Below are 23,758 nucleotides of genomic sequence, written 5' to 3'. Positions count from 1 at the left end.
CTTGAGAGATGAACTTCATCGCCGCCGCCGCGCCTGAGTACGGCCCGGGGCTGCTCGGCTTCCTCATCGTGTTCGCGCTGGGCGTCGCGCTGTTCTTCCTCGTCAAGTCCATGAACAAACAGATCTCGAAAATCCAGGTCCCGCACGAGAAGGACAAGAAGTGACCCAGGCCACCGTCGTCGACAATCCCGAAACCCACCGTTACGAGATCCTCGTCGAAGGCGATGTGGCCGGGTTCGCCCAATACCGGCTCCGCCCCGGGAAAATCGTCTTCCTCCACACCGAGATCGACTCGGCGTTCGAGGGCCAGGGCCTGGGCAGCCAACTCGCCCGCGCCGCCCTCAACGGCGCCCGCGACCGCGCCCTCTCGGTCGTCCCCCTCTGCCCCTTCATCGCGTCCTACATCAAACGCCACCCCGAATACGCCGACCTCGTCCCCGACAACTACCAGGACGAAACCGCCTAACCTCGGGCACCACCACAGGCACATCACCTGACCTCGCGGGCACCACCACAGGCACATCACCCAACCTCGCGGGCATGAGGAACTGGCCGCGGAGGAACCCCCGTTGGCTCTGGGGCGGCAAGAGTCGCGGAACCCCTTTGGCGCCGGGTCGGCGAGAAGTGACGCGGTGGTGAACGGCGCCGGATAACGGCGAGCCACCCGGCTTATTCAGGGGACCAGGCTCGTTCCAAGGCTTTGGGGAGGCCCCACCAGCCCAGAGGGGTGAGGACTTCGGCTTTGTCGACGATGCCGAGGTGAGCCCACAGAGGAGTGACCGCGGTGAAGAGCATTTCGGTCGCTTCCAGGTCTTCCAGGCTGTCGGCTTCGCCGTCGTTCTCCTCCGAGTCCGCGATGAAGCGGGCGATCCGCTCGGGCGAGGCGAGCACGCCGGGACCGTACCGGGCCAGAGCGGTCACGGCGGCCAGCCAGTCGGCGTGGTTGATCGCGCACAGCGAGGCGAGCACCGAGTCCTCGTGGCTGAGCTCGCCGTCCAGGTCGAAGAAGCGGGCCGCGTCCTCCTCGTCCGGCAGGTCCGAGATCGGCGCGGTGATCCCAGCCGCCACCGCCAGCCACAGATCCTCGTCCTCGGCCGGCAGCGCCGCCTCGTCCAGACCCGCGCAGGCCCGCAACACGTTCCCTGGGAACCCCGGCCGCACCAGCGTGCGCCGCAGCCGCCCCGCGGCCACCCGCAGATCCTCCGCCGGCAGCGGCGGCGCGGGCAGGTCGGCCATGCTCCGGCGCAGCTCCCCGAGCGCGAACGCCTCCTCCTCGTCCCAGGCCGCGAACAGCTCCTCGTCCTGCTCGTCGCTGACCACCGCGCTGGGCACCCGCCCATCGGGCAGCGACGTCGCCAGCCACCGCTCCTGCAGCTCCTCGTACGCCTCCCGCGCCGCCGGATCCCCTGACGCCAGCAAATCTGGATCTATCACACCGATCGCCAGGAGCGACTCCAGGTGCTCGACCAGGCGCGCGTACATCTCGGTGGCCACCGGGCCGCGCTCGCCCTCATCCGGCCACACGAAATAGCTGCGGGTCAGCAGGATCGGCTCGGTCCCGGTCGACTCCAGCCACCGCTGCACGTCGCCCACCGTGGCCAGCCCCGACTCGATCCGCGCCAGCGTGGTCTTCGCCGACTCCCAGAACGCCGCCGACAGCGGATTCCCCACCGCGAGCAGCTCTCGCTTCAGGTCGGGCATCGACACCAGCGCCTGCCCCGTCGGCACCGCGAGCAGCACCCGCGCCACATCCCGCCGGGTGAGATCTTTCCCCGCCCGCCCGGAATGCCGGATCGCAAACTCCAAATCCACGCTCACGCAGCCTCCTCCACCGGCCACGCCCACACCCCACCGCGACACCTGACGTCCTCGCTCACGTCCCGTGAGCCTACGCCCGCCGCCACCCGAATACATCCCCGGACCCCATACCTGCTTCGCCACCTCGCCAGGCGACCTCCGCGGGACTCCGATGGCAGGGGAAGATGGAAGAAGTGGCTACCCAGGAGGTCGGAGATGAATCGGCTGGTTGGTGCGACGAGTCCCTATCTGTTGCAGCATGCCGGGAATCCGGTGGACTGGTGGGAGTGGGGCGAGGAAGCGTTCGCGGCCGCGCGCGAGCGGGATGTGCCGCTGCTGATCTCGGTGGGATATTCGGCCTGTCACTGGTGCCATGTGATGGCGCACGAGTCGTTCGAGGACGAGGCGACGGCCCGGATGATGAACGACAAGTTCGTCAACGTGAAGGTCGATCGGGAGGAACGTCCCGATGTGGATGCCGTGTACATGGGGGCCACCCAGGCGATGACCGGGCACGGCGGCTGGCCGATGACCGTTTTCGCGACACCGGATGGGCATCCGTTCTACACCGGGACGTATTTTCCGCGTGCGCAGTTCCAGCGGTTGCTTCATGGGATCTCGCAGGCGTGGCTGAACGACCGGCCTGCCGTGTTGGCGCAGGGCGTGAATGTGGTGGAGGCGCTGAACGAGCGGGCGGGCCTGCCCTCGGGACCGCTGCCGTCACGGGACACCCTCGCCGCGGCCGTTCGCGATCTGGCCAATACTTTCGACGCGGCACGCGGGGGTTTCGGCGGCGCGCCCAAGTTCCCGCCGTCGATGGTGCTGGAGTTTCTTCTTCGTGCGGGTACGGCGGATGCTCTCGCGATGGCGGAGAAGACGCTCGACGCCATGGCCAGGGGCGGAATCTACGATCAGCTCGGCGGTGGTTTCGCGCGTTACAGCGTGGACGCGGAGTGGATTGTCCCCCACTTCGAGAAAATGCTGTATGACAACGCGCTGCTGCTTCGCGTGTACACGCATTGGTGGCGGGCCACTGGTTCCGTGCTCGCCAAACGAATCGCCCTGGAAACCGCCGACTGGCTGCTGCGAGAAATGCGAACCCCGGACGGCGGTTTCGCGTCGGCTCTGGACGCCGACAGCGAAGGCAAGGAAGGCCAATTCTATGTCTGGACTCCTGACCAGCTCAGGGAGGTCCTCGGAGACGAGGACGGCACCTGGGCGGCGACGGTGTTCGACGTCTCGGGGACTTTCGAGCACGGCACTTCAGTTCTTCAACTGCCAGTGGATCCCGATGATCGTTTCGAACGGGTACGGAATGCATTGCTCGCCGCCCGGGGAGAACGTGTCCGCCCGGGACGGGATGACAAAGTCGTAGCCGGATGGAATGGCCTAGCGATAGCCGCTCTCGCCGAAACAGGCGCACTTTTCGACCGTCCAGATCTAGTTGATGCAGCCAAGTCTGCCGCCGAGTTGCTCATAGACCTACATGTCACGAAAAATCCACACAAGCCAATCGATTCACGCGACGGCCACAGCCCCGAGGAAACTTCCGCCGAATCGACCGGTGTGTGGCTGCTGCGTACCTCCCTGGGCGGACACGCAGGACGGAATTCGGGCGTTCTCGAGGATTATGCAGATCTAGCCGAGGGACTTATCGCGCTTTATGGCGTTACCGGGGAGACGCGGTGGTTCGAGAGTGCCGGGGAACTGCTGGAGAGCGTGCTGGAACGCTTCGGGGACGGGGATGGCGGTTTCTTCGATACGGCAGACGACGGAGAGCGTTTGTTCCAGCGGCCTCAGGACCCGACAGACAACGCAACCCCTTCGGGGCAGTTCGCGGCGGCAGGGGCATTGTTGTCATACGCGGCCCTGAGCGGATCGACCAGACATCGGGAGGCAGCCGAGGCGGCACTGGGGGCTGTTTCGGTCCTGGCGGCGAAGTACGCCCGTTTCGCCGGATGGGGCTTGGCAGTGGCACAGGCCGCCTTGGACGGACCAATCGAGGTCGCCATAGTCGGGCCACCAGACGACCTCCGAGCAAAGCAACTCCATCGGACAGCATTGATGTCGACGGTCCCCGGCCTGGTCGTAGCGTGGGGAAACGGAGACGAGACCGTACCCCTCCTACGCGGAAGGGGCACGATCAACGGGGAACCGGCCGCCTACGTCTGCCGGCAGTTCGCTTGCAGGCTCCCCGTCACCACCCCAAGCGCACTCAAGAATGAACTCAGCCAGACGACTTGAGCGCACCAACAGAATGACCAGGCCACCGAGCCGCTCGCCGTTATCCGGCGCCGTTCACGCCGGTGACGGTTCTCGCCGCACCGGCGCCAAGAGCGACAGCGGCAATCTGTCTGTTCATTGAGTACCAACAGGATGACCAGATCGCCGAGCCGCTCACCGTTATCCGGCGCCGATCACGCCGGTGACGGTTCTCGCCGCACCGGCGCCAAGAGCGGCGGCGAGGTCCTGGTGGGCGTCCTTAGAAATCACGTCGGACGGTTTTGTGTTCCTAGAAGTTCACTTCGGTTGTTGTGGGGTCTGGGGCTGTTGGTTCGTCTGGGGTTGGGGGGTCGGGGTTCCCGGTGTCGGTGCCGTTGCCTGGGTTGTTCTGGTCGCCCTGATTGTCGCCCTCGGTTGGTGGGGGTGAGTCGGGCATTTCGGGCGTGTCTGTTGGGGTCGGGAACGGTGATGGGCTGTCCCAGGGGGTGGAGTTTTCGCCGTCGCCGTTCTGGTTGTTCTGGTCGGAAGGGCTGTTCGGGCTGTCCCACATGGTCTGGTAGTCGGTCGGTGGCGGGAATTCCTCGACAGGTTTGCCGTCCATCGCGGCCGACATGAAGTACTTCCAGATCTGGGCGGGTAGCGTGCCCCCGTACAAAGCGCCATAGCCAGGGACGGTCACCGCTTTGTTGTCGTCTCTGAACATGTCCACCGCCACGGACAGCTGCGGGACATAGCCGGTGAACCAGACGGCGGCCGACTCGTCGGTGGTGCCGGTCTTGCCGGCGGCGGGGCGGTCGTAGAGGCGTGCGGCCGTGCCGGTGCCGCCCTGGACGACCTGCTCGAGCGCGAACGTCGTGTCGGCCGTGGTCTCCGCGCTGAAGGCCCGCTTCCCGGGCGCGGTGATCTGCCGGGTGTGCCCCCGCACATCGGTGATCGACCGGATCACGTGCGCGTCATGATGGATCCCGTCCGCCGCGAACGTCCCATACGCGGACGCCTGCTGCACCGCGCTCACCGACGCGACCCCCAGCGGGAACGTGGGCGCGGCCTGATGCTGCGTCAGCTGATCGGCCGGGATCCCGGCCGCCTCCGCCGCCCGCGCGACCTTGGCGAGCCCGACCTTCTGCCCGAGATCGACGAACGCCGTGTTGACCGAACTCCGGGTGGCCTGCACGAGATCCACCGACCCGTACGACGCGCCCCCCGAGTTCGGGATCGTCGCGGACGCGATCCGCATCGGCGAGTTCCCGTCCACCCGGGTCCACAGGTCGAACCCGTTCTCCAGCGCCGCCGCCAGCGCATACGCCTTGAACGTGGACCCGGCCTGCACCTTCGCGTCGAAGGCGTTGTTCCACTCGGTCGCGTTGTAGTCCCGCCCGCCGTAGAAAGCCACCACCTCCCCGGTGGCCGGATCGACCGCCGCCAGCCCGGTGCGCACCTTCTTCGGCGTGTCCGCCGGCAGCACGGCCTTGACCGCCTCCTCGGCCAGCCCCATCAACTTCCGGTCGAACGTCGTGGTGACCTTCAGACCGCCCTGGTTGATGTCCTCGTCGCTGTACCCGAGCCGGTTCAATTCGGCCCGTACCTGCGCGAGCATGTAGCCCTTCTGCCCGCCCAGCGACAGCGGCGACTTCTGCTTGACCAGCGTCGGGAACACCAGCCCGGCGGCCTGCGCCGAGGTGAGCGCCTTCGTCTCGGTCATCCCGGAAACCACCGCTTGCCAGCGCGCCTTGACCGCCGCCAGGTCCGCGCCCTTCGGGTCGGCGAACCGGGTCGGCTGCTGGATCACCGCCGCCAGGTACGCCCCTTCGGCCGCGCCCAGCTTGCTCACGTCCTTGTTGAAGTAGGCCAGCGAGGCGGCCTGCACCCCGTGCGCGCCCCGGCCGAAGTAGATCGTGTTGAGGTACTGCTCCAGCACCCAGTCCTTGGACTTGGAGCGATCCACCTTCAACGAGATCATGATCTCCTTGAGCTTGCGGATCACGGAACGTTCCTGGCTCAGCCCGCTGTAGTAGTTGCGCACCATCTGCTGGGTGATGGTCGATCCGCCCTGGATCTGCTGCCCGGTGAACGTGGACCACATGGCGCGAGCCGTACCCGTGAGTGAGACGCCCGTGTCCTGGTAGAACGTCCGGTTCTCGGCGGCGATCACGGCGTCCTTGACCACAGCGGGGACCTTGCTGAGTGGCACGTTCTTGCGGTTGACGCCCTGGGTGGCGAGGACGGTCTTGCCGTCCCGGTAGTAGAACAGCGAGCCTTGCGCGGTGGCCAGGGCCTGGGTGGTGTCCGGGATCGGGGTCATCGCCCAGACGATCCCGAACATGGCGATCAGACCGGCGATCCCGATCCCGCCGGCGATGAGGACGCGACGCAGCAGCCTCCGGCGCGGTTTCGCCGTCGGTTCAACGGCCTCCAGCACAGCCGTCGGCTCGCCGGCCTCCTGGGCAACCGCCGGTTCGGCGGCCTCCTGACCAGGTGCCTCATCTTCCTCACCGCTTCGCACGCGATCCCCCAGACCTCTCGCAGGCGTTCACGGTAGACGATAGATAACGATGCTTGGGACATTGCAGCTACCTTGCGGCTATCGTCCACTACCGTTGCGCGGCCTTGACCAAAGGCAGGGTTCGGTACGGCACCGGAGTGTCCAACGCGATCACGGACTCCGTCCTGACCACCCCGTGCACGTCCACGATCTGGTCGATCACCCGCTGCAAGTCGGCGTTGCTGCGCGCGACGACCCGGCAGAGCATGTCATGCCCGCCGGTGATCGTGTGCACCTCCAGCACCTCGGGGATCAGCGCCAGCCGGTCCGCCACTGGATCATGCCCGCTGACCTGCCGGATCTGCAACGTCACGAACGCCGTCACATCGAAACCGAGCGCGGCCGGATCGATCTGCGGGCCGTACCCGGTGATCACGCCGCGGGCGGCGAGGCGGTCGAGCCGGGCCTGCACGGTCCCGCGCGCCACGTTGAGCCGCCGCGAACATTCCAGCACGCCGATGCGCGGCTCTTCCTCCAGTAACGCGACAAGCCGGACATCCAACTGGTCAACGGTCACAATAATGCTCCGATGATCGCCATTTTTCCTGAGCATATTGTCCACTATTTTCGGTGAGTGTTGCGCAGGTTGGCCATCGCGTCCGAGAGTGTCGCCATGACTGATGACGTGTTTCCGGTCCATGGGATGGACGCCGTCGTGTTCGCCGTCGGCAACGCCAAGCAGGCCGCCCACTTCTACTCGACCGCCTTCGGCATGCGGCTGGTCGCCTATCGCGGGCCGGAGACCGGCAGCCGGCATGAGGTGGCCTACGTGCTGACCTCGGGCGGCGCGCGGTTCGAGCTGCGTGGCGCGGTGCGGCCCGGCACCGACCTGGCCACGCATGTCACCGAGCACGGCGACGGCGTCATCGACCTGGCCCTGGACGTGCCGGACGTGGACGCCGCCTACCGGCACGCGCTGGCGCAGGGGGCGCGCGGCCTCGTGGAGCCGTACGTGCGGGAGGACGAGCACGGCAAAGTGGTCATGGCCGCGATCGCGACGTACGGCGAGACCCGGCACACGCTGGTCGACCGCGCCAACTACACCGGGCCGTACCTGCCGGGGTACGTCGCCGCGGACCCGATCGTGGAGCCTGGTCAGCGGATGTTCCAGGCCATCGACCACTGCGTCGGCAATGTCGAGCATATGGACGAATGGGTGGAGTTCTACGAGCGTGTCATGGGCTTCACGCGGATGGCCGAGTTCATCGGCGACGACATCGCGACCGAGTATTCGGCGCTGATGTCCAAGGTCGTCGCGAACGGCACCCGGAAGGTGAAGTTCCCGCTCAACGAGCCCGCCGCCGGGAAGCGCAAGTCGCAGATCGACGAATACCTGGAGTTCTACGGCGGGCCTGGCGTGCAGCACATCGCGCTGGCCACCAACGACATCCTCAGCACGGTCGACCGCATGCGGGCGGCGGGCGTGGAGTTCCTGGAGACCCCCGACTCCTACTACGACGACCCGGCGCTCCGGGCCAGGATCGGCCAGGTACGGGCCCCCGTGGCCGAACTCAAGAGGCGCCGCATCCTGGTGGACCGGGACGAGGACGGCTACCTGCTGCAGATCTTCACCAAGCCGGTGCAGGACCGTCCGACCGTGTTCTTCGAGCTCATCGAGCGCCACGGCTCGCTCGGCTTCGGTAAGGGCAACTTCAAGGCTCTCTTCGAGGCGATCGAGCGTGAGCAGGAGCTTCGCGGAAACCTGTAGATCTTTTCGCCCCGCGAAAGCCGCATGGCCCGACAAGGCCCTGCAAACCTCCGTCGCCGCCGCCTGAACCTGTCGTTCTCCTCGCGTAGGGTTGCTCGTCAGGGATCGGGTGCGGAGGGGGCACGTCACACATGCGTGGACGCCAGGTGGTCAGCTTGCTCGCGGCTGGCCTTACGGTCGCCTGCTCGGCGTCGAACAGCGCCACGGGCGCCGACAATGCCGGGGGCAGGGAGGTGCCGATCGCGTCCAACCCACCGGCCGCGGCGCGGTCGGTGTCGGCCGCGACCGCGGGGACGACCGGGATCGGGGATCCCTACTTTCCCGGGGACGGGAACGGCGGGTATGACGTCACCCACTACGCGCTGGCGCTGGCCTACGAGCCGCGGAGCAAACACCTGGGCGGCTCGGCGACCATCGACGCGAAGGCCACGCAGGAGCTGTCGCAGTTCAACCTGGATCTGCACGGCTTCACCGTGAGCGCGGTGACCGTCAACGGGCGACCCGCCCAGTTCGAGCGGCACGGGGATGAGCTGACGATCTTCTCCGATCTCCGGGACGGCGCCGCGTTCAAGGTCGCGGTCGCCTACGCGGGCACGCCCGATCCGGTGCAGAACTCCTCGAACCTGGGCTCCTACGGCTTCATCCCCACCACGGACGGCGCGTTCGTGACGTGTGAGCCCAACGGCGCGAAGACCTGGTTCCCCAGTAACGACCATCCCTCCGACAAGGCCACCTTCGACTTCACCCTGACCGTTCCCGAGGGCGTGACCGCGATCGCCAACGGCGAGCTGGCCGGAACGCCCCAGACCAAGGACGGCAAGATCACGTTCGTGTGGCGCGAGTCCAACCCCATGGTGACCTACCTGGCAACCATGACCACCGGCAAGTTCCAGGTCCGCACCGGCGACTCGCCGGGCGGCATCCCGGTCTACGCCGCCACCGACCCCCGCTTCAGCAAGAGCCTGAACAGTCTGTATGACCAGTCCGCCAGGATCACCGATTACTGGACGACCGTGTTCGGGCCCTACCCGTTCAAGTACACCGGCGGCGTGGTGGACGACTTCGCGGCCGGTTACGCGCTGGAGAACCAGACCAAGCCGATCTACGGCGGTTTCGAGCCGGACGAGGGCATCATCGCGCACGAGCTGGCCCACCAGTGGTTCGGCAACAGCCTGAGCATCAACCGCTGGAAGGACCTCTGGCTCAACGAGGGCTTCGCCACCTACGCCGAGTGGCTGTGGAGCGAGCACCGCGGCAACGGGACCGCCCAGCAGTCGTTCGAGGACGCCTACGCCAGCGCCACCGACGAGATCTGGAAATATCCGCCCGGCGTGACCCGCCCCAACGACCTGTTCAACGCCTCGGTCTACGTCCGGGGCGGCATGGCGCTGCACGCGCTGCGCACCGAGATCGGCGACACGAAGTTCTTCCCGCTGCTCAAGAAGTGGACGGCCGACCACCGCTACGGCAACGTCACCACCGAGCAGTTCATCGACCTGGCCGAGAAGACCTCGGGCGAGCAGCTGGACGACCTCTTCGACGCCTGGCTGTTCAAACCGGCCAAGCCCGCCTCAGTGGGATGACACCCTCGTGTAGGTGGTGATCGCGCCGGTCAGGCAGATCGCCGTGACGAGCACGCACCAGACCAGCGACTGGATCAGGGGTGACAGGATCGGGCCGCCGTGGAACAGGGCGCGCAGCGCGTCCACGGTCACGGTGACCGGCTGGTTGTGGGCGAACGGCCGGATCCACGACGGCATCGAGTCGACCGGCACGAACGCGCTGCTGACGAAGGTGAGCGGGAAGATCCACACCATGCCGGCCATGTTCGCGGCCTCCACGGATTTCATCGAGAGGCCGATCCAGGCGCCGATGGTGGCGAAGGTGAAGGCGAACAGGAGCAGCAGCAGGATCCCGGCCAGCGCGGGGAAGAACCCGTTGGTGATCCGGAACCCGACGATGTAGCCGACCACGATCATGATGGCCAGGATCAGCGCGTTCTTCACCGTGTCCGACAGCAGCCGCCCGACCAGCACCGCGGACCTGGCCATCGGCAGCGCCCGGAACCGATCCACCAGGCCCTTGTGCAGGTCCTCGGCGAGCCCGACACAGGTGCTCGTGGTGGCGAAGGCCATGGTCTGCACGTAGATGCCGGGCAGCAGGAAGTTGATGTAGTCGCCGCCGGGCACCCGGATCGCGTTGCCGAACACGATCGAGAACAGCAGGATGAAGATGATCGGCTGCACGATCGTGAAGAACACCAGTTCCGGGATGCGCGGGATGTGCGTCAGATACCGCCGCGTGATCACCAAACTGTCGGCGACAGTCCAGCGAGCCGCCCCGAACGGCTGCGCCATCTCGGACCACTTAGCCATCCCGGATCACGCTCTCGGTGCGGTGGCCGGTCAAGGCCAGGAAGACCTCGTCCAGGGTCGGGCGGCGCAGTTCCACGTCGCTTGGCTCGATGCCCTTGGCGTCCAGCCGGCGCACGAACTCCACCAGCGACGCCGCCCCGTCGCGCACCTCGACGGTGACGCTGTGGCTCTCGAGATCCACTTCGGGCAGGCCACAGCCGACATTGGACGCGATCGCCTTCAGTTCGGGTAGCCGGGACCGATCCTTCACCGCGACCTGGATACGCTCCCCGCCGAGGCGGTCCTTGAGCTGGTCCGCCGTCCCCCGCGCGAGCACCAGACCGTGATCGATGATCATGATGTGGTCGGCGAGCGCGTCCGCCTCCTCCAGATACTGCGTGGTCAGCAGCAACGTCGCGCCATCGTGGACCAGCTCCCTGATCACGTCCCACATGCCGTTCCGGCTGCGCGGATCCAGCCCCGTGGTCGGTTCGTCCAGAAAGATGACCTTGGGTCTGGCCACGAGCGACGCCGCCAGATCCAGCCGCCGCCGCATCCCCCCGGAATACGTCCTGGTCTGCCGGTCGGCCGCGTCCGCCAACGCGAACTGGTCGAGCAGTTCGGCGGCCCTGTCCCGGGCCGTCTGCTGATCCATGTGGTAGAGCCGCGCGAACATGACGAGGTTCTCGCGCCCGGTCAGATATTCGTCCACGGCCGCGTACTGCCCGGTCAGCCCGATCACCTTGCGGATCTCGTCCGGCCGGGCCAGCACGTCGATGCCCGCGATGGTGGCGTGCCCGGCGTCGGGGCGGAGCAGGGTCGCCAGGATGCGTACGGCGGTGGTCTTCCCTGCCCCGTTGGGACCGAGCAGGGCCAGCACGCTGCCGCGGGGAACCTCAAGGTCCACCCCATTAAGCGCTTTCACCTTGCCATAGTGCTTAGCAAGGCCTTCAGCGCTAATCATGGTTTCACCCACGTTTCACCCCCATTGACGTGGTTGATGCCCGTTTTCTCCCCTCGGCCCGTACGACCCCCGGAAGCTTTAGGAGAAGATGAGCTTGTAACCCTCCCGGCGGAGCGCCCCCAGCACCTCGTCGCAGTGCGCCGGCCCCCGGGTCTCCAGCTGCAGCAGCACCTCGGCCTCGTCCAGGTGCAGCCGCGCCCCCACCCGCTCGTGCACGATCTCCAGCACGTTGGCCCGCAACTCGGCCAGCCGCCCGAGCAGGGCCGCGAGCGCCCCCGGCCGATCCTGCAGCCGGATCCGGAACGCCAGATACCGCCCGGCCGCCGCCAGACCGTGCCGCAGCAGCTTGGCCAGCAGCAGCGGGTCGATGTTGCCGCCCGACAGCACCGCCACCACCGGCGCGTCGAACGCGTGCGGCTGGTCGAGCAGCGCGGCCACCCCGGCGACCCCAGCGGGCTCCACCACCAGCTTCGCCCGCTCCAGGCAGAGCAGCAGCGCCCGCGACAGCGACTCCTCCGACACGGTGACCACCTGGTCCACCAGGTAGTGGATCAGCTCGAACGGCAGCTCACCGGGGCGGCCGACCGCGATGCCGTCCGCCATCGTGGTGGCCGGTTCGACCATGACCGGATGCCCGGCGGCCAGCGACTCCGGGTAGGCGGCCGCGCGTTCGGCCTGCACGCCGACGATCCGCACCCCCGGCCGGAGCTGCTTGACCGCCAGCGCGACCCCGGCCGCCAGACCGCCGCCGCCGATGGCCAGCACGATCGTGCCGGTCTCCGGCAGCTGCTCCAGGATCTCCAGGCCGACCGTGCCCTGACCGGCGATCACGTCCGGGTGGTCGAAGGGGTGGATGAAGATCGCTCCGGTCTCGGCGGCGTGCTTCTTGGCCTCCTGCAGGGCCATGTCGACTGTGTGGCCCGCGAAGATCACTTCAGCGCCGTAGCCGCGGGTGGCCTCGACCTTGGGCAGCGGCGCGCCCTCCGGCATGTAGACCGTGGACTTGGCGCCCAGCAGGCCCGAGCCGAACGCGACACCCTGGGCGTGATTGCCCGCGCTCGCCGCGACCACGCCCCGCGCCCGTTCCTCGTCGCTCAGGCGGGCGATCCTGACGTACGCGCCACGGACCTTGAACGAGCCGGCCCGCTGGAGGTTCTCGCATTTGAGGTGCACCGGGCCGCCGACGATCTCGGACAGCACCCGGGAGTGGATGACCGGCGTTTGCACGACCACGTCGGCCAGCAGCTTGCGTGCGGCGACGACATCGTCGTACGTCACCTGAGGAACGTCCATGGCGTCATCTTCGCAGGGGGAGATTCAGCCTGCCCAATAGCGGTCGCTCCGCAGGATGAACGCGGCGGCACCGATGAGCCCGGCGTCCTGGCCGAGGGCGGCGGGCAGCACCCGGACGCGCTGGGCGAAGTCCATCCGGGCGTGGGCGCGCAGGCTCTCCTCCAGCGGGTCGAAGATCAGTTTGCCCGCCTGGGAGAGGCCGCCGCCGATGGTGACCAGGTCGAGGTCGCAGAGGTGGGTGGCCGAGGCCAGCGCGAGCCCGATCGCCCGCCCGGCCCTGCGCATCGCGGCCAGCGCGATCGGGTCCCCGGCGGCGGCGTCGAAGGCCAGCTGGCGGGCCGAGGCGACGGCGGCCTCCAGGTAGAGCGGTTCCAGCGAAGGGGGTCCTCCAGGCTGCCAGCCCTGCGCCAGGGCCCAGCTCGCCAGCGCGGGACCGCGCGCGACCGCCTCCAGGCAGCCCCGGCCGCCGCAGCCGCAGGCGGGCCCGTCCGGTTCGACGATGATGTGGCCGATGTGCCCGGCGTTGCCGGTGCCGCCGTCGATCAGGTGGCCGCCCAGGATGAGACCGCCGCCGACGCCGGTCGAGACGACCATGCCGAGAATGTTGTCGCTGCCGTGACCGGCGCCCCGCCAGTGTTCCGCCACCGCGAAGGCAATCGCGTCGTTGTGGATCCGCACCGGGATGCCGGGGAAACGTTCCGACAGGCGGGCGACCAGCGGGAAGTCGCGCCAGCCGGGCATGTTGAGCGGGGAGACCACGCCTTCCGGCCAGGCCATCGGACCTCCGACGCCGATGCCGACGCCGATCAGCTCGCCTGCCGCCCGCTCGGCGACGCTCTCGGCCAGCCCGGCCAGGGCCTTCCATAAGTCGTCGGCGTCGCCGCCGGGCGGGGTCGGGACCCGCTCCGAGAGCACCAGCTCGCCGTCGGTGTCCACCAGGCCGACCGCGAGTTTGGTTCCGCCGATGTCGACCGCGAGCACGACCATGCCGGAGCTCCCTCAGATTGTGGTGGAGAAGACCAGGACGGAGGCAGTGAAACCGTGCACGTGGTTGTGGCCGGCGACCGGGCCCACCTCGCCGGCCGCGAAGAATCCGGCGACGCCGATCGGGCCGAGGGTGTCGCGCAGGGCGAGCGCGTCATGATCGGGTGTGCCGAACATGGCCGAGCCCCGGCCGTTGCAGGAGAACAGCAGGGCGCCGTCCACCCGGCCCCCCTCGGCCAGGTGCGCGTCCAGCAGCTCGTAGAGATCTTCGTCGGCGGTTTCGGCGTCCCTGACCTGGAAGCGTACGGTACGGCCGACCGGCACGATGTCGCCGATCGCGACCGCCTCCCGCTCGGGATCGATGCCGAGCACGCCCCGGATGAGGAAGTCGCCGCGCTCGTGGCGTTCCGCGTATTCGTCCATGGCGATGCCGATCTGCAGGCCGGAGGCGACGAGCTCGCGGTCCTCCTCGTCGAGCGCGCTGACGATGTCCTCCAGCCGGGCCAGCGCGGGCTGGCCGGCGAGTTCCAGCAGCACGTTCTCCTCGGCGCGGGTGACGACCATGGTCGGGCCGATCGGGCGGCAACCCTGGCTGACCACCGTGCTCACCCGCACCGCGCCGCTCAGCATGACGCCGATGGCGCCCTCGGTGTAGACCTCGCCGTCGGCGAACAGCCGGACCGAACCACGGCCCTGCAGGCCGTTGGCCAGGCCGCCGATGAGCGGCAGGTTCCCCAGCACCTCGCTGGAGTGCTCCACGAACGCGTCGGTCGGGAACGTGTACGGATCGGCGAGCATGATCGCCACCCGGTCGTCCACCTCCCGTTCCGGCAACCCGATCACCACAAATCGGTCATCGGCTCGGAGTGATTCCAGGGCAAATGTGGTCACCCTGGCCTCTCCCAGCGAAGCCGCCCAGGCGCTCACCGACGGGGACAGCTCGACGCCCTGGGCGTCGCCGATCACGCCGGTGGCGCTGCAGCCGATCACCGCCGCCTCGCCCGCCAGCTCCATCGCCCGCTGCCCGGCCTTCGTCACGTCCTCGGCGTCCTCGCCGCAGATGAAGAAACAGACCAGGTCGGCCGGCCCGGTCAGCCCCGCGAGAGCCTGCCGGATCGCGGTCTCCGCGCTCTCCACCAGGTTGGGCCCGACGGCTAGCCCGTCAGCGAACCGGCTTGTCAACACCGCCATCGCGCGCCCCCTCTCATCAGGACAAGTCCGTTATCTCATGCAGTTCTATTTCATAGCCCTCATGCCCGATTCTCCCCACAACACCGTTCCGGAACTCACCCGATTCGTCACTGAATGGTCAAGATCCGCAGCGCAATCGGATGCGGGTGTTGCATCCGCGACGTAGGCTCAATCCCGTGCACAAATCGCCCGCACTTGCTCCGTCACTGAGCACTCTGCGTGAACTGCGCGAGAGTGGACACGTCCACCGGTCGGTGAAAGCCGAGATCCGGGAGAACCTGCTGGCCCGCCTGCGCGCGGGTGAGCCCCGGTTCCCCGGCATCGTCGGCTTTGACGAGACCGTGCTCCCGCATCTCGAACGCGCCCTCATCGCAGGTCACGACCTCGTGCTCCTCGGCGAGCGCGGTCAGGGCAAGACCCGCCTGATCCGCACCGTCATCGGACTGCTCGACGAGTGGACGCCGGTGGTGGCCGGGTGCGAGATCAACGACCATCCGTACGCTCCCGTCTGCGCCCGCTGCCGGGGCCTGGCCGACGACGAGATCCGCGTCGCGTGGAAGCACCGCAGCGAGCGGTACGGCGAGAAGCTGGCCACCCCCGACACCTCGGTGGGCGACCTGATCGGCGACGTGGACCCCATCAAGATCGCCGAAGGGCGCACGCTGGGCGACCCGGAAACCGTGCACTACGGCCTGGTGCCCCGGACCAACCGGGGCGTCTTCTCCGTCAACGAGCTGCCTGACCTGGCCGAACGTATCCAGGTGTCGCTGCTGAACGTGCTGGAGGAGCGGGACATCCAGGTCCGCGGCTACAACCTGCGGCTGCCCCTGGACCTGCTGCTGATCGCCAGCGCCAACCCGGAGGACTACACCAACCGGGGGCGGATCATCACCCCGCTCAAGGACCGGTTCGGCGCGGAGGTCCGTACCCACTATCCCAAGACGATCGAGGATGAGCTGGTCCTGATCCGCCAGGAGGTCATCCCCGACATCGGCGCGGACGTGCCCGAGCACCTGGTCGAGATCATCGCCAGGTTCACCCGGCTGGTCCGGGAGTCGACCGCCGTGGACACCCGCTCGGGCGTGTCGGCCCGCTTCTCGATCGCGGCCACCGAGACCGCCGCGGCGTCCGCGGTCCGCCGGGCCGCGCTGACCGGCGAGGAGAACGCGGTGACCCGGGTCTGCGACCTGCCCGGCATCGTGCACACGCTGCGCGGCAAGGTGGAGTTCGAGGTCAGCGAGGAGGGCCGCGAGGTCGAGGTGCTGGCCCACCTGCTCCGCCGCGCCACCGCCGAGACCTTCCGCAACACGCTGGGCGGCCTGGAGCTCGCGCCGCTGCTGGACAAGTTCTCCGAAGGCGCCCAGATCGAATCCGGCGAGCTGGTGCCCGCCACCGAACTGCTGCGCCGGATCGGCCGGGTGGACGGCCTCGCCAAGATCATGTCCCGGATCGGCATGGGCGAGGGGGACGAATCCCCCGGCCACGCCGCCGCCGCCCTGGAATTCACGCTCGAAGGCCTTTACCTGATGCGCCGCCTCTCCAAGGACGACATCGCGGGCGGCGCGGTCTACCGCACATGACGGCCTACCGTTACGGCGAATATCAGGACGGGCCGGATCCGCTCGCCCCGCCCTACGACGTGCGCTCGGCGCTGGACGAGATGGGCGACGCCATCCTGTCCGGCTCCACCCCGCTGGACGCCCTGCGCGACCTGCTCAAACGCGGCCTCCCCGACGCGCCTGACCGGCGCGGCCTGGAAGAGCTCCTCCGCCAGGTACGGCAACGCCGCCGCGAGCTCCGCGAGAACACCCGCCTGGACGGCACCCTCGAACGCGCCCGTGCCCTGCTGGACAAGGCGATCGGCCAGGAACGCGCGGAGTTGTTCCCCGATCCCTCGGACGACGCGCGGTTCCGCGAGGCGGCCCTGGACGCGCTGCCGTCCGACACCGCGCGGGCCGTGCAGGAGCTGGACGAGTACGACTGGCGGTCGGCGGCGGCCCGGCAGACCTTCGAGGAGCTGCGCGACCTGCTGCGCCGGGAGATCCTGGACAGCCAGTTCCGCGGCATGAAAGAAGCCCTCGCCAACCCGGATCCGGAGGCGATGGAACGGGTCCGGCAGATGATGTCCGACCTGAACGACATGCTCGACAAGGACGCCCAGGGGCAGCACATCCAGGAGGATTTTGACTCCTTCATGCGGAAATATGGGGACATGTTCCCGGAGAATCCGCGGAACCTGGAGGAGCTCGTCGATCAGCTGGCCCGGCGGGCCGCGGCCGCGCAGCGGCTGCTGGCCTCGCTCACGCCGCAGCAGCGTGAGGAGCTCGCCGGTCTCATGGCCCAGACGCTCGAACGCGCCGGTCTCGCCGACCAGATGCGCCGCCTCGGTGACTCCCTGTACGCCCGGCGTCCCGACCTGTCCTGGAGCTCCCCCGAGCGGGTCAGCGGCGACGACCCGATGGGCATGGGCGACGCCGTGGGCGCCCTCCAGGAACTCGCCGACCTGAGCGAGCTCGAAGCCGCCCTCCGCCAGGACTACCCGGGCGCCCGCCTGGACGACATCGACGAGGCCGCGGTCCGGCGCGCACTCGGCCGCTCCGGCGTGGACGACCTGGAGGCCCTGCGCCGGATCGAGCGGGAGCTGGAGAACCAGGGTTACCTCCGCCGCCATCGGGGCAAACTGGAACTCACTCCGAAGGCCGTACGCCGCCTGGGCGAGACCGCCCTGCGCCGGGTATTCGCCTCCCTCGACTCCAGCCGCCGCGGCGACCACGACCAGCGCGACGCGGGCGCGGCGGGCGAGCTCACCGGCTCCACCCGCCCGTGGCGTTTCGGCGACGAGCAGCCCATCGACGTCGTCCGCACCGTCATCAACGGCGTACGGCGCGGCGCGGCGAACGGCCGGGTCCGCCTCTCGGTGGACGACTTCGAGGTCTCCGAGACCGAACGCCGCTCAGCCGCCGCCGTCTGCCTGCTGGTCGACCTGTCCTACTCGATGGCGCTGCGCGGCACCTGGGCCGCCGCCAAGCAGACCGCGCTCGCCCTGCAGGCCCTGGTCTCCTCCAAGTTCCCGCAGGACTCGGTGCAGATCGTCGGCTTCTCCAACTACGCCCGCGTGCTGCAGCCCGACGAGCTGGCCGGCCTCGAATGGGACATGGTCCAGGGCACCAACCTGCACCACGCCCTGCTCATCGCGGGCCGCCACCTCGACCGCCACCCCGACTTCGAACCCGTCGTGCTGGTCGTCACCGACGGCGAGCCCACCGCGCACCTGATGCGCAACGGCGTGCCCCGCTTCGAGTGGCCGCCCTCGCGGGAGACCCTCGAGCTCACCCTCGCCGAGGTCGACAAGATGACCCGCCGCCGCGCCACCATGAACGTCTTCATGCTCGCCGCCGACGAACGCCTGCGCGAGTTCGTGGACGAGGTGGCCCGCCGCAACGGCGGGCGCGTCTTCGCCCCCAGCGCCGACCGCCTCGGTGAATACGTCGTCAACGACTTCCTACGAGCCCGCCGGCGTACCTGACCAGCTCCTGGTCGAACCCGTCCCCGATATCCCGGTACGACCGGTAGACGGGCCGCTCCGTTCCGCCGCCCGCGAGCAGCTCGGCCACCCGCTCCGGTTCCGGCAGCACGCCGCCGCCCAGGTAGACGGCCCCGGCCAGCTCGGTGCGCACGCCCTTGTGCCCGGACAGGAAGGTTCCGCGCCGCCACCCGCTCTCCTCGTCCCAGACGAGCGCGCGCCCGTGCCCGAGCAGGATCGTCGCGTCCCGGGGATCGAAGGGGTCGTCCCACCAGCGGTCAGCGCCCAGCACCTCGGCCACCCGCGCCACATAAGCGAGGGGAAGCTCCAACCAAGCGTCGCTGTACGCTTCGGGCACGAAGATCATGACGCGTGTTCCATTCTATTAATCGACCGGTTGTTAATTCGCGCGCCACAATATACTCCAGCGGCGCACGATCACTCGTTTCCGGGTTCACCGATATTGTAGGCCAGCTGGGTGCTGTCCCCCGCATACACATTGATGGTCAAACGGATCGGCCGGTCCGGCGAGTGGGCCGTGCGGAACAATTCTAGAACCGGCACGCCCGCGCCGAGACCGAGAAACACCGCCTCCGCCTGGGTCGGCATCCGGCAGACAATCTCGTCCCGATACCCGACCTGGCCGTGCCCGTGCCGGCGCAGCTCGGTGACCGTGCCGTGTTCGATGTTCTGGGGGGACATGAGCAGGGTGCCCGCGGCGATGTCCATCGGGTAGAAGGACTCCTGGATGGACCAGGGGCGGCCGTCGATCAGGCGGTTCATGCTCCGCACGACGACGGTGTCGCCTTCCTCGATGCGCAGCCGTTCCGCCACCTCGGGCGAGGCGGTCCTGATCTCCATCCGGAGGCCCAGTTGCTCGGGTTTCCGGCCCTGCACGCTCACCGCCGCCACGAAGGCGTCTCGGTCGGTGACCTCCACGCCCTCCTCGGCCGAGGCGAGGACCGTGAACGTCACGCGCTCGCGTACGAACGTGCCCCTGCCGTGGCGGGCTTCGACGAGTCCCTCGTTCTGCAGGATCGCGATCGCGAGCCGCACCGTGTTGCGCGAGAGCTTCGCGTCCCCTCGGGAGCCGGAGAGGTGGCCGTACAGCCGCTCCAGCGCCGATTCGGACGGGAGCTGGATGCCCGGCGGCAGCTCCCCCGTGTTGATCTTTGCCCGGAGATCTGCCGCGACCTGACGATAGAGCGCTTCCGCCACGTGAACCCCTTCCCCTGGCAAAGTTAGACCTAGACCACTCATTGGTACAAGCCGCTCATGCCAATGAGTGAGACGAGCCGGTCGCCGAAAAACGTCACACTCATTCCAATGAGTAGCTCAATGGCATGAGTCCGGTCATGAGTTTAACGATGGCCAACAGGGCTGAGTTTATATTCCAACCCTTCCTTCACAGGCCCAGAGAATGCTGATATAGAGGCCACCGAAGAAAAGGATCCGCCGTGGAAATCATCCTCATCGCGTCGCTGGTCATCGGCGCCGGCATCGCCCTCGCCTTTGTGGCGCTGGTGGTCAACATCCTGCTGACCGACCGGGCGCGGACGCACCACACCTGTGACTACCGGGTGCCGCCGTGCCCGATCTGCGCGCGCCGCTACAGCCACAACCGGAGCTAACCACGAGGGCAGGGGCGCTATCCGTCCGGCATAGCCAAACCTGTCCGAACCCTCACAACTCAGGGTCGGATCGCCCTCATATGGTCGGTTTACAGCGTGTCATGCCTGGCAATCGGGGAGTCAGCGGCGACACAGACCCAACATCAGCATGGGGAGTCGCACGTGTTGTACACAATCATCGTTCTGTTCAGTCTCACCGCGGGGCTGGTCGCGCTCAGCGCGTTCATGCTCGTCGTGCACAGTATCCGGCGGGAGGACCGGCGGCGGTCGCTGACCCTCAGCCCGCGGAGCGTGCTGTCGTCGGGGACGCGGCGCATTCTCGGGCTCAGCGTCGATCACACGGCCTGCGTCATTCATCCGGAGCACGCGTGCCCGACCTGTCTGGAGTTGGACCGCGAACTGCGGGTCTGAGATCGGCGTGATTCCGTGTGTCTTGCGGGAGCCGTACGGAATCGCACTGCCGGTCTGATCACTGAGGCGATAGCCTCAGCGCATGTCGTTTTCCGACAAGGTGCTGCTGTGGCTGCACATCGCGTTCGCGATCTTCGCGATTGGTCCGCTCACCGCCGTCACGAGTTATGTGCCGCGGTACATCCGGGCGCGTGACCTCAACGTCCTGCGCTTCCTGAAGCGGGCCGGGCGACTGTTCGGGTCGCTGACGCTGGGGGTCTTCCTGTTCGGGGCCTTGCTCGGCCGGTCCGACCTGGCGAAGGTGTACCTGACGGTCTCGATGACCTTGTTCATCGTGGCCGCTGTGCTGCTGGTCATTATCGATCGGGATATGAGCAAGGCCCTCCGGGCTCTCGAGAACGACAACCCGGAGGATGACGCGAAGGTTCAGACCGGGAGGATCGCCGCGCTGGGCGGGGTGACCTCGCTGATCTGGCTGGTGATCCTGGTGCTGATGGTCTTCAACGGGCCCGGGAGCTAGCCGAGCGCCTGGGAGAGGTCCGCCAGCAGGTCGTCGACGGTTTCGATGCCGACCGACAGGCGGACCAGGTCGGCGGGCACCTCCAGCGCCGAACCGGCCACGGACGCGTGTGTCATCCGGCCGGGGTGTTCGATCAGGGATTCGACGCCGCCCAGGGACTCGCCGAGCGTGAACAGCCGCGCCCGGTTGCAGACCTCCACGGCGGCGGCTTCGCCTCCGGCGACCCGGAATGAGATCATTCCGCCGAAACGCTTCATCTGCTTGGCCGCGATCTCATGTCCGGGATGTCCGGGCAGGCCCGGGTACAGCACCTCGGTCACCTTCCGGTGCGCCAGCAGCAGATCCACGATCCGCTCGGCGTTGTCGCAGTGCCGATCCATCCGCACCGCGAGCGTCTTGAGCCCGCGCAGCGTCAGCCACGCGTCGAAAGGCCCGGCCACCGCGCCCATCGCGTTCTGGTGGTACGCCAGGCGCTCCCCCAGCTCCGCCGACCCGGCCACGAGCGCGCCCCCGATGACATCCGAATGCCCCCCGACATACTTCGTCGTGGAATGCACCACCGCGTCGGCGCCGAGCGCCAGCGGCTGCTGCAGGTACGGCGAGGCGAAGGTGTTGTCCACCACGAGCATGGCCCCCGCGTCGTGCGCGATCGACGCGAGCGCGGCGATGTCGGCGATGCCGAGCAGCGGATTGGTGGGCGTCTCCACCCAGATCACCTTGGTCTGCGGCCGGACGGCGGCCCGGACCGCGTCCACGTCACTCAGCGGGACCGGGTCGTAGGACAGCCCCCAGGCCTCCAGAACCTTGGCGAACAGGCGAAATGTCCCACCATAGGCGTCGTTCGGGATGATCACATGGTCGCCCGGGCGGCAGACCGCGCGCAGCAGCGTGTCCTCCGCGGCCAGGCCGGACGCGAACGCCAGCCCCCGCGCCCCGCCCTCCACGGCGGCCAGGCATTCTTCCAGTGCGGTACGGGTCGGGTTGGCCGACCGGCTGTACTCGTATCCGGAACGGAGCCCACCCACGCCGTCCTGCTTGTAGGTAGATACGGCGTAAATGGGCGGAACGACGGCCCCGGTCAGCGGGTCCGCCTCCTGACCCGCGTGAATGGCCAGGGTCTCAAAGCCTTCAGTCATGCAGTGAGGCTACCGCCAGACGTTCTTCTTCTCATCTCGTCCAATTCTCGTCCAGTCGCTCGAATCGCGACAGCAGCAGCGGATCGGCCAGCGCGAGTAGCACCACGATGAGCACAAAAATGATTCCGAGGACGGTCATGCCCCCCACCTCCTCTGTAGATAGAACACTCTCGAAGCTTGGGTTCATCTCGCCCGAAGGATGGGTTCGGCCGTCCAGGGGTCGGCCGAACGGCCGATGCGGTTTGTCGGTGGGGGGTTCTAGGCTCGGCCAGCGTGGGTGAAGGTTTCGTCAACTGGATCCAGCGGCTCAGCGAGTTCGCCCTGCTGGGGCTGCTGGGCCTGATTCTGCTGCTCGAAACCGCGTTGGCGGTGTCGCACGGGCAGGCGTCGGCCTTTCTGATTCCGGTGGGTGGCCTGGCGGGGCTGGTGGCCGTGCTGGCGCGCAGCCGGTTCCGGGTGGGCTCGATGGCGACGCTGGTCGTGGTGTCGCTGGTGCTCACCCTCGCCGCCGCGCTGATGGACGATCTTCCGGTGCCGGGCATGGCCGAGGCCGGGGCGTTGATGGTGCTCACGATCAGTGTGTTGCGGTGGGTGCGGCCGCTGAGAGGCGCCGTCGTGCTCGCCGTCGCGGCCCTGATCACGCTGCAGCTGTCGGCCGGGCTGCGGGTGGGTGGCGGCACGCCGGGGGGAGTGTTCGAGGTCCTGTTCTTTGTCGGCTGGGCGGTCGGCGCGATAGTCGGGGCCTATCTGCGGCTGCAGCAGCATCGGCGGGAGGTGGCCGTGGAGGCGGTGCGCCGGTCCGAGCGGCTGGATCTGGCCCGCGAGCTGCACGATCTGGTGGCCCATCACATCACCGGCATCGTGGTCCAGGCGCAGGCGGCCAGGGCCGTCGGCGAGCAGCGGCCGGAGACCGTGCTGCCCGCCCTGGACGCCATCGCGACCGCCGGGGGCGAGGCGCTGACCTCGATGCGCCGCCTGGTCGGGGTGTTACGCGCCGACGAGCAGGCCTCGCGCAGTCCGGGGGTCGATCTCGCCGACCTGCGGATCATGGTGGAGCGGTTCGCCGCCCAGGGCCCACGGGCGAGCTTCGACATCGGCCACGGGGTCACCGATCTGGCGCTGCCGCCGGAGGTTCTGACAACGCTGCACCGCGTGCTTCAGGAGTCGCTCACCAACGTCCGCCGCCACGCTCCCGGCGCAGCGTGGGTGGAGGCCGCCCTGAGCGCACCCCCCGATCTGGTACGGCTCCGGGTCCGCAACGTGGGCTCCCCCGGCGACCCACGGCTGACCCGGCTGGGGGGCGGGTTCGGCCTGGTCGGCATGGTCGAACGCGTCCAGGCCCTGGGCGGCCGGTTGACCGCCGGTCCTACCAGGGAGAACGGCTGGGAAGTCGTCGCCGAGTTCCCAGCCGTCAGCGCGTCACGAGGAAGGTGAGCTCCGAATGCTTGCCGTGGGTGTGGGGGGGGGGGGGGGGGGGGGCG

At 68.3% G+C, this 23,758-nt stretch carries 22 protein-coding genes; 11 read left to right on the top strand and 11 right to left on the bottom strand.

All coding sequences use genetic code 11. The annotated features are described in order from the left end of the window. Positions 1–8: 8 nt before the first annotated feature. Together ABGB08_RS49740 and ABGB08_RS49735 are read left to right on the top strand one after the other, a co-directional pair. Positions 9–164, top strand: a complete 156-nt coding sequence (locus ABGB08_RS49740) for a hypothetical protein (protein ID WP_347605986.1) — start codon at positions 9–11, stop codon at positions 162–164. After that, positions 161–466: a GNAT family N-acetyltransferase gene (locus tag ABGB08_RS49735; RefSeq protein WP_347605984.1), complete on the top strand. Its 306-nt coding sequence runs from the start codon at positions 161–163 to the stop codon at positions 464–466. The genes ABGB08_RS49740 and ABGB08_RS49735 overlap by 4 nt, the downstream gene beginning before the upstream one ends. 203 nt (positions 467–669) lie before the next feature. On the opposite strand, the gene ABGB08_RS49730 is transcribed toward ABGB08_RS49735, so the two are convergent. After that, on the bottom strand, positions 670–1,818 hold the full coding sequence (locus ABGB08_RS49730) for a hypothetical protein (RefSeq protein ID WP_347605982.1): 1,149 nt from the start codon (positions 1,816–1,818) through the stop codon (positions 670–672). A 195-nt stretch (positions 1,819–2,013) separates the two neighbouring features. Between ABGB08_RS49730 and ABGB08_RS49725 the strand changes: the two genes are divergently transcribed. Beyond that, positions 2,014–4,041: a thioredoxin domain-containing protein gene (locus ABGB08_RS49725; RefSeq protein ID WP_347605980.1), complete on the top strand. Its 2,028-nt coding sequence runs from the start codon at positions 2,014–2,016 to the stop codon at positions 4,039–4,041. A gap of 268 nt (positions 4,042–4,309) precedes the next feature. On the opposite strand, the gene ABGB08_RS49720 is transcribed toward ABGB08_RS49725, so the two are convergent. Beyond that, positions 4,310–6,523 (bottom strand): transglycosylase domain-containing protein, encoded by a 2,214-nt coding sequence (locus ABGB08_RS49720; protein ID WP_347605978.1) that lies wholly within the window; start codon positions 6,521–6,523, stop codon positions 4,310–4,312. Positions 6,524–6,611: 88 nt separating this feature from the next. Then, positions 6,612–7,079, bottom strand: coding sequence for an Lrp/AsnC family transcriptional regulator (locus tag ABGB08_RS49715; protein WP_246239504.1), 468 nt, complete (start codon positions 7,077–7,079; stop codon positions 6,612–6,614). 96 nt (positions 7,080–7,175) lie between these two features. Between ABGB08_RS49715 and hppD the strand changes: the two genes are divergently transcribed. Both hppD and ABGB08_RS49705 read left to right on the top strand, forming a co-directional pair. Further along, positions 7,176–8,270, top strand: coding sequence for a 4-hydroxyphenylpyruvate dioxygenase (gene hppD / locus ABGB08_RS49710; RefSeq protein ID WP_347605975.1), 1,095 nt, complete (start codon positions 7,176–7,178; stop codon positions 8,268–8,270). A 131-nt stretch (positions 8,271–8,401) separates the two neighbouring features. After that, positions 8,402–9,853 (top strand): M1 family metallopeptidase, encoded by a 1,452-nt coding sequence (locus ABGB08_RS49705; protein ID WP_347605972.1) that lies wholly within the window; start codon positions 8,402–8,404, stop codon positions 9,851–9,853. Here ABGB08_RS49705 and ABGB08_RS49700 read toward each other — a convergent pair. The 5 genes from ABGB08_RS49700 to ABGB08_RS49680 all read right to left on the bottom strand — a co-directional run bounded on the left by ABGB08_RS49700 (position 9,842) and on the right by ABGB08_RS49680 (position 15,056). Continuing rightward, a complete protein-coding gene (locus ABGB08_RS49700; protein WP_347605969.1) occupies positions 9,842–10,645 on the bottom strand; it encodes an ABC transporter permease in 804 nt (267 codons plus the stop codon). The genes ABGB08_RS49705 and ABGB08_RS49700 overlap by 12 nt on opposite strands. Beyond that, on the bottom strand, positions 10,638–11,588 hold the full coding sequence (locus tag ABGB08_RS49695; protein WP_347605966.1) for an ATP-binding cassette domain-containing protein: 951 nt from the start codon (positions 11,586–11,588) through the stop codon (positions 10,638–10,640). The genes ABGB08_RS49700 and ABGB08_RS49695 overlap by 8 nt, the downstream gene beginning before the upstream one ends. Before the next feature lie 78 nt (positions 11,589–11,666). Continuing rightward, positions 11,667–12,881, bottom strand: coding sequence for a threonine ammonia-lyase (gene ilvA, locus ABGB08_RS49690; RefSeq protein ID WP_347605963.1), 1,215 nt, complete (start codon positions 12,879–12,881; stop codon positions 11,667–11,669). 24 nt (positions 12,882–12,905) lie between these two features. Then, a complete protein-coding gene (locus ABGB08_RS49685; RefSeq protein ID WP_347605961.1) occupies positions 12,906–13,868 on the bottom strand; it encodes an ROK family protein in 963 nt (320 codons plus the stop codon). A gap of 12 nt (positions 13,869–13,880) precedes the next feature. Continuing rightward, complete coding sequence (locus ABGB08_RS49680) at positions 13,881–15,056, bottom strand: FIST N-terminal domain-containing protein (protein ID WP_155354757.1); 1,176 nt, start codon at positions 15,054–15,056, stop codon at positions 13,881–13,883. A 176-nt stretch (positions 15,057–15,232) separates the two neighbouring features. On the opposite strand from ABGB08_RS49680, the gene ABGB08_RS49675 reads away from it, so the two are divergent. Next, the gene (locus tag ABGB08_RS49675) at positions 15,233–16,636 is read left to right on the top strand and encodes a sigma 54-interacting transcriptional regulator (protein WP_347605957.1); all 1,404 of its coding nucleotides are present in this window, start codon (positions 15,233–15,235) and stop codon (positions 16,634–16,636) included. Then, entirely contained in the window at positions 16,633–18,582 is a 1,950-nt protein-coding gene (locus ABGB08_RS49670) for a hypothetical protein (RefSeq protein ID WP_347605954.1), read from the top strand. Before ABGB08_RS49675 ends, ABGB08_RS49670 begins: the two co-directional genes overlap by 4 nt. On the opposite strand, the gene ABGB08_RS49665 is transcribed toward ABGB08_RS49670, so the two are convergent. Together ABGB08_RS49665 and ABGB08_RS49660 are read right to left on the bottom strand one after the other, a co-directional pair. Then, positions 18,548–18,946: a DUF6292 family protein gene (locus ABGB08_RS49665; RefSeq protein ID WP_347605952.1), complete on the bottom strand. Its 399-nt coding sequence runs from the start codon at positions 18,944–18,946 to the stop codon at positions 18,548–18,550. The genes ABGB08_RS49670 and ABGB08_RS49665 overlap by 35 nt on opposite strands. A 71-nt stretch (positions 18,947–19,017) precedes the next feature. Next, positions 19,018–19,797, bottom strand: coding sequence for a GntR family transcriptional regulator (locus ABGB08_RS49660; RefSeq protein ID WP_170322473.1), 780 nt, complete (start codon positions 19,795–19,797; stop codon positions 19,018–19,020). A gap of 239 nt (positions 19,798–20,036) precedes the next feature. Between ABGB08_RS49660 and ABGB08_RS49655 the strand changes: the two genes are divergently transcribed. The 3 genes from ABGB08_RS49655 (at position 20,037) to ABGB08_RS49645 (ending at position 21,141) form a co-directional block, all read left to right on the top strand. Further along, complete coding sequence (locus tag ABGB08_RS49655) at positions 20,037–20,210, top strand: hypothetical protein (RefSeq protein ID WP_347605947.1); 174 nt, start codon at positions 20,037–20,039, stop codon at positions 20,208–20,210. 162 nt (positions 20,211–20,372) lie between these two features. After that, positions 20,373–20,621, top strand: a complete 249-nt coding sequence (locus ABGB08_RS49650) for a hypothetical protein (protein WP_155354751.1) — start codon at positions 20,373–20,375, stop codon at positions 20,619–20,621. 82 nt (positions 20,622–20,703) lie between these two features. Beyond that, on the top strand, positions 20,704–21,141 hold the full coding sequence (locus ABGB08_RS49645; RefSeq protein WP_347605944.1) for a hypothetical protein: 438 nt from the start codon (positions 20,704–20,706) through the stop codon (positions 21,139–21,141). Here the strand turns inward: ABGB08_RS49645 and ABGB08_RS49640 are convergent. Then, a complete protein-coding gene (locus ABGB08_RS49640) occupies positions 21,138–22,277 on the bottom strand; it encodes a cystathionine gamma-synthase (protein ID WP_155354749.1) in 1,140 nt (379 codons plus the stop codon). The genes ABGB08_RS49645 and ABGB08_RS49640 overlap by 4 nt on opposite strands. Positions 22,278–22,550: 273 nt before the next feature. On the opposite strand from ABGB08_RS49640, the gene ABGB08_RS49635 reads away from it, so the two are divergent. Next, positions 22,551–23,711, top strand: coding sequence for a histidine kinase (locus tag ABGB08_RS49635; RefSeq protein ID WP_347605941.1), 1,161 nt, complete (start codon positions 22,551–22,553; stop codon positions 23,709–23,711). Positions 23,712–23,758 lie beyond the last annotated feature (47 nt).

Origin of the sequence: Acrocarpospora sp. B8E8, from assembly GCF_039871605.1 — a bacterium.
Taxonomy (GTDB): Bacteria; Actinomycetota; Actinomycetes; order Streptosporangiales; family Streptosporangiaceae; genus Acrocarpospora; species Acrocarpospora macrocephala.
Note: the sequence above shows the minus strand (reverse complement) of the source record. Positions and strands in the feature narration are given on the sequence as shown.

What these genes read in the sequence shown, in the direction of transcription:
- ABGB08_RS49740 (WP_347605986.1), top strand. Translation starts at nt 9, where the DNA reads ATGAACTTCATCGCCGCCGCCGCGCCTGAGTACGGCCCGGGGCTGCTC.
- ABGB08_RS49725 (WP_347605980.1), top strand. Translation starts at nt 2,014, where the DNA reads ATGAATCGGCTGGTTGGTGCGACGAGTCCCTATCTGTTGCAGCATGCC.
- hppD (WP_347605975.1), top strand. Translation starts at nt 7,176, where the DNA reads ATGACTGATGACGTGTTTCCGGTCCATGGGATGGACGCCGTCGTGTTC.
- ABGB08_RS49705 (WP_347605972.1), top strand. Translation starts at nt 8,402, where the DNA reads ATGCGTGGACGCCAGGTGGTCAGCTTGCTCGCGGCTGGCCTTACGGTC.
- ABGB08_RS49700 (WP_347605969.1), bottom strand. Translation starts at nt 10,645, where the DNA reads ATGGCTAAGTGGTCCGAGATGGCGCAGCCGTTCGGGGCGGCTCGCTGG.
- ABGB08_RS49695 (WP_347605966.1), bottom strand. Translation starts at nt 11,588, where the DNA reads ATGATTAGCGCTGAAGGCCTTGCTAAGCACTATGGCAAGGTGAAAGCG.
- ilvA (WP_347605963.1), bottom strand. Translation starts at nt 12,881, where the DNA reads ATGGACGTTCCTCAGGTGACGTACGACGATGTCGTCGCCGCACGCAAG.
- ABGB08_RS49685 (WP_347605961.1), bottom strand. Translation starts at nt 13,868, where the DNA reads ATGGTCGTGCTCGCGGTCGACATCGGCGGAACCAAACTCGCGGTCGGC.
- ABGB08_RS49680 (WP_155354757.1), bottom strand. Translation starts at nt 15,056, where the DNA reads ATGGCGGTGTTGACAAGCCGGTTCGCTGACGGGCTAGCCGTCGGGCCC.
- ABGB08_RS49670 (WP_347605954.1), top strand. Translation starts at nt 16,633, where the DNA reads ATGACGGCCTACCGTTACGGCGAATATCAGGACGGGCCGGATCCGCTC.
- ABGB08_RS49665 (WP_347605952.1), bottom strand. Translation starts at nt 18,946, where the DNA reads ATGATCTTCGTGCCCGAAGCGTACAGCGACGCTTGGTTGGAGCTTCCC.
- ABGB08_RS49645 (WP_347605944.1), top strand. Translation starts at nt 20,704, where the DNA reads ATGTCGTTTTCCGACAAGGTGCTGCTGTGGCTGCACATCGCGTTCGCG.
- ABGB08_RS49640 (WP_155354749.1), bottom strand. Translation starts at nt 22,277, where the DNA reads ATGACTGAAGGCTTTGAGACCCTGGCCATTCACGCGGGTCAGGAGGCG.